The organism is uncultured Campylobacter sp. (assembly GCF_938031315.1).
Taxonomy (GTDB): Bacteria; Campylobacterota; Campylobacteria; order Campylobacterales; family Campylobacteraceae; genus Campylobacter_B.
The window spans coordinates 1-3741 of record NZ_CALHHT010000348.1; the positions used below are offsets into that span (position 1 = coordinate 1).

The window sequence follows — 3741 nt, forward strand, 5'->3', positions numbered from 1 at the left end:
ATTTGAAAAATTTTCAACTGATGTTGCTACAAAAACAAATAATACTTTTAATTTAATTGAAAGTAGTCTAAATAAATTAAAAATAGCCTTCTATACAGCTGTATCTGTTATTGTAATATTTTTATTTTTTACGGGGATAATTTTATATAAGACAAATAATAGGGTATCAAGTGCTGAAAAAAGTTTAAATAGTATATCAAATTGAAATTTTTTATTTCGGCTCTTACCGGTTCCGCTGTCGCTAATATCCAGTAAAAAGAAAGGTAAATTGGGCTGATTACAATAGGCTATTATCGCGCTAAAACACTGCACGGCTTGAATTTCAATTTGCCTGTAATTGCTAGGGTTATAGCTTTTTACGAATTCGCACCACTCGCGGAGAGTTTTACTCTCAAAACAAAATGGTGTTAAATAATTTTTTTCTAAGCTTTTGTTGTTTATAATCAACGTGTTTGTTTTGTTTGCTCCCTTTTTGGGAGCGACTTTTCCTTTCATTCTTCCTCCTTTTGGTTGCTACCTCACTTTTAAATTCAGCTCTGAAACGTATCTATTTACTAGTTTTGTTACTAGCTTTACTTGGTCATTGATACTTTGTGTGAATGCTCCGAATTTCTCATAATTTACCCTAAAATTATATGAGTTATTTTGTTGTAAGCGCGTGAGAATTTCTCTTAAATTGCGTCCGAGTTTCTTTAAATCGTTTATCGCGTTTCCTAGTTCCCCCATCTCAATATTATTGAAATTTTTATCCTGATCATATATAGTATTTAGGATTTGGAATTTTATCTCTTTCGCCACAGAATTAAATCCGCGATATTTTGTTCTTTGCTGTAAAAATTCATATTCTTTATCTGATATTCTGATACGTAAATTTCTATTTATATTCGCGTTCTTTTTGACCTTATTAAACATAACCTTTTCGTCAAATTTATTTTCGAAAAAATTAAAAAGTGCAGCATTGATTACATCGGTAAAAGTGTATTTTTTGCCGTATAAAATTTCGTCTATTTTGTCCGATATCTCTTTTTCTATCCTTGCGGATTTCAATACTTTATTTTTGTTGTTTTCTTTCATATTTTTCCTAATAAGCTTCGCAGAAATTCGCCCTTTAGGTTTTTAGTATTGTAATACGAAAAGACCTAAAGGGCTATCCTGCAGTGCATCTATCCATACAATTTTATCACTACCTTTTGAAATGTCTAGTTTTTTATTTGCAGAAGACATTCGTTCATCCGTCGTCAGCATTTTTACAATGGATATAATATATACTTGTTTGCACAAAAGCATCGGTAAGGTAATTATCACCATATTGTCTTAACTTATGAAGAAAAAATTTGTTTACATTTAATGTTGATAGATTTTATATTTTCGTTAAGATTTTGTAGTGGTAAATTTTGCATTTACGCCTCCTTGATTATTTTCTAGCAGGACTCACTTTTAATTTTTGTAACCACTCTTCAATATCTGCCTTATAGTATAAAATCGTCTTGCCTATTTTTGAAAACGGAATGGGCGGTATTTTGCTTGCCGCCTCTTTCGTGTAGTTCTTTTTCATACGCAATTTGCTTTGATGCGTCAAAGAAAAACCGTATTGTTCTTGGAGTTGTTTAGTAGTAAGCCATTGTAAATTTGCTGGCTCGATTGTTTTCATATATGCTCCTCATCAAAATTTTCGGAGCAATTATAATTAAATAATGCTTAAAAGTAAATTATTTTTACATATTTTAATTGGATTGTTTTAATAATAGGTCTTTTTAGCTTATATTTATTTTAGCTGCTTCATTAAGCTTTTCTTTAAGTTTCATATTTTCCATTAATAATTGAAGTGATTTCTCTAGGCTTTCTCTTACTGCGCCAGTTGAGGCTATCGTTTTTAGCGAGTATTCACCGTAACCGATTAATGCGGATAGTTCTTTATACGATAGCTTATATTGTTTACAAACTCTCTTTATCGGGTTATTAAACTCTTGATATAGTCGTTTTAAATTTGGTTTTGTAAAAAAAAGCTTATCGATAAGCTTAATATTTTTATTCAGCATCCCTCTTGCCTGGATATATTCGATAAAGTCGTCGTATTTACTAAAATCGAAACCTTGTTCTGTTAAAAAATCATCGATTATTTTTTTATCTTTTTCGTTTAGCATCGCTTATTCCTTGTTACTTTTGATTATAAATTATACTATTTTTTAAATTTTATTTCTCTTTATTGATGAATTTGTGGCAAAGTCTAAAATATCCTTTAAAAAGAAAAGCTAAAATAACGGCTCGATTGCATTTAGATAGTCGCCGTACCACTGCATAAGCTTCGCTTTTTGCTCCATTGTAGCCTTTTCTCTCTCATAGGCAAATTTTACGGCGTTAAACTCCTTGTGCGCTAAAACGCTTTCTATCGCTTCTTCGCTTATTCCAAGCGCTAAAAGCTCGGCTTTGTTTTGAGAGCATATCGTGCGAAACGTGGCCCGAAAGCCGTGAGGGGTGGCAACGCCCTTATATTTGTCTTTTTGCCCCAAATTTCGTATTGCCTTACTAATGCTGTCGCGATGCAAATGCCCACCTTTATTTACCGCTGGAAATACAAAGTCGTTACCGAGAGTTTTAAACATTTTTTGCTCGTTTAAAATTTTTAATACGTATGGGCTAAGGGCAATTTGATGCATAAATTTTGTTTTCATTTCGTTTGCCTGTATAGTCCAAATTTTAGCGTCAAGGTCAATATCTGACCACTTTGCGCTCGCCGTATTTATAGGACGATTGACGCATAAAATTTGCAGATAAACAGCCCTTTTGGTTTGTAAATCAAGTCTATTATCAGCCTTTAAATCTTGCAGAAAGGTCTTAATCTCGCTGTTTTGCGTGATGGCAGGTAACCTTGTATCTTGTTGATTATTGAGATTAAACCTGCTTGAAGTGGGAAATTCTTTATGAAGCTCTTTCGCCGGGTTATAGGCGATATATTCGTCTTTTTGAGCGATTGCAAAGACTTTATCGATGTCGTTTATTAGGCGATGAAGCGTTTCCAGGCGACTAGTGCGCGGATTGTTCGGGTTAAAAATAGTGTTTAAAATTACTAAGAGATCGCTATACTTTATCGTCTTTATATCGAGTTCACCAAAAGACGGAAGTATGTATTTTTCGTTCATCTTAACGATCTTCGCAATATAGCTCTCGCTTATACCGTTTTTTCGTTTTTGTGCGACATATACGCCAAAAAGGTTTTTATAGCGATATTTATCACTCTTCCCTTTAATCATTTGTATATCTTTGCCACTTTCAAGCTCTTTTAAAAGCTTTACCGCATCTCTACGCGCTTCGGCTACGCTATAAATATTTTCCCTAAATTCTTTGATTTTGATATATTTGCCCCTATATCTAAGCGAAAAAGTTTTCAAACCGCTTGGATTTACCCAAATATAGAGCTCTTTTGGATTGCCGACGGCTTTTTTATATTGTTTATCTTTGATTTCCAATTTCCGTATGTCTTTATCTTGTAGGGTTTGTTTCGCTACATTTGCCATTTTGCCGTCCTTATCATAAAACTACCTTAATGCTTACTGACTACCCTAATAACTGCTCTAATTGTTTAGCACCGATTATAGCACAAAACGAATTGAAAATCATCAGAAAACATCAATATCCCCTTATAATGGGACTTTAGGAGAATTAAAAAGAAGTGATTAAAACTTAAAAATAGCTTAAGTGGTGGAGTTAAGCGGGATCGAACCGCCGACCTCTTGAATGCCA

The 3741-nt window shown here is 33.3% G+C and carries 5 protein-coding genes; all 5 read right to left on the reverse strand.

All coding sequences use genetic code 11. The features are described from left to right. Positions 1-90: 90 nt before the first annotated feature. The 5 genes from Q0236_RS08355 to Q0236_RS08375 all read right to left on the reverse strand — a co-directional run bounded on the left by Q0236_RS08355 (position 91) and on the right by Q0236_RS08375 (position 3515). The gene (locus tag Q0236_RS08355) at positions 91-495 is read right to left on the reverse strand and encodes a hypothetical protein (protein ID WP_297916837.1); all 405 of its coding nucleotides are present in this window, start codon (positions 493-495) and stop codon (positions 91-93) included. An 18-nt stretch (positions 496-513) separates the two neighbouring features. Then, a complete protein-coding gene (locus Q0236_RS08360) occupies positions 514-1074 on the reverse strand; it encodes a hypothetical protein (RefSeq protein WP_297916839.1) in 561 nt (186 codons plus the stop codon). 340 nt (positions 1075-1414) lie between these two features. Further along, positions 1415-1651, reverse strand: coding sequence for a hypothetical protein (locus tag Q0236_RS08365; RefSeq protein ID WP_297916841.1), 237 nt, complete (start codon positions 1649-1651; stop codon positions 1415-1417). A gap of 103 nt (positions 1652-1754) precedes the next feature. Then, positions 1755-2144, reverse strand: a complete 390-nt coding sequence (locus Q0236_RS08370; protein WP_297916843.1) for a hypothetical protein — start codon at positions 2142-2144, stop codon at positions 1755-1757. Positions 2145-2252: 108 nt separating this feature from the next. Continuing rightward, entirely contained in the window at positions 2253-3515 is a 1263-nt protein-coding gene (locus Q0236_RS08375) for a site-specific integrase (RefSeq protein ID WP_297916845.1), read from the reverse strand. Between the last annotated feature and the right edge of the window lie 226 nt (positions 3516-3741).

Bases quoted from the DNA above. Each gene is read 5' to 3' on its own strand.
- Q0236_RS08355 (WP_297916837.1), bottom strand. From the start codon at position 495: ATGAAAGGAAAAGTCGCTCCCAAAAAGGGAGCAAACAAAACAAACACG.
- Q0236_RS08360 (WP_297916839.1), bottom strand. From the start codon at position 1,074: ATGAAAGAAAACAACAAAAATAAAGTATTGAAATCCGCAAGGATAGAA.
- Q0236_RS08370 (WP_297916843.1), bottom strand. From the start codon at position 2,144: ATGCTAAACGAAAAAGATAAAAAAATAATCGATGATTTTTTAACAGAA.
- Q0236_RS08375 (WP_297916845.1), bottom strand. From the start codon at position 3,515: ATGGCAAATGTAGCGAAACAAACCCTACAAGATAAAGACATACGGAAA.
- Q0236_RS08365 (WP_297916841.1), bottom strand. From the start codon at position 1,651: ATGAAAACAATCGAGCCAGCAAATTTACAATGGCTTACTACTAAACAA.